The organism is Blautia sp. HCP3S3_C12 (assembly GCF_052064155.1).
In the GTDB taxonomy this organism is placed as follows: Bacteria; Bacillota; Clostridia; order Lachnospirales; family Lachnospiraceae; genus Blautia_A.
Genome location: NZ_JBQHWC010000054.1, coordinates 1 through 585, shown reverse-complemented (window position 1 = coordinate 585; position 585 = coordinate 1). Strand labels below are relative to the sequence as shown.

Sequence of the window (585 nt, the reverse complement as noted above, 5' to 3'; positions counted from 1 at the left end):
AACTGCAAGGCTGGCGACGTGGAGAAGGCAGAATACGGTCATCCAAAGGAAGATGTCGGGGCTCCAATCGTTAATTATGCGATAGCTTATGACCTTAAGAACCAGGAACCGTTGTTATACGAAAGCTACCCTGGAAGTGTTGTGGATGTTTCGCAGCTACAGTATGTATTGGAGAAATTTCAGGGATACGGATATAAAAACATTGGATTTGTTCTGGACAGAGGCTATTTCAGCAGAGATAACATCGCCTTTATGGATAAATGCAAGTATGACTTTGTAATCATGGTGAAGGGACGCGGTTCCTTTGTAAATCAGCTGATTCTTGATAAGAAAGGCACATTTGAGATCAAAAGAGCTTGTTATATCGATGAATACGAAACATACGGCATGACACTTCAGTCAAAACTGTATGCGGATGATGAAGTTGAACGATGGTTCCACCTGTACCACAGCATCAGGCGTGAAAGTGCTGAACGTACCCAGCTGGAAAACGAACTCCGCCGCATGGAAGAAGCCATGAATAAATGTAAAGGGAAAGAGTCTACGCTTCCAAAGAAGTATACTCATTATTACGAATTGACCTAT

1 protein-coding gene is annotated in these 585 nt (G+C 42.6%); it reads left to right on the top strand.

Going from position 1 to position 585, the window contains the following annotated elements; translation table 11 throughout:
* The coding region (locus tag ACTNDS_RS16685; protein WP_441036863.1) for a transposase at positions 1-585 on the top strand (585 nt) is incomplete at both ends.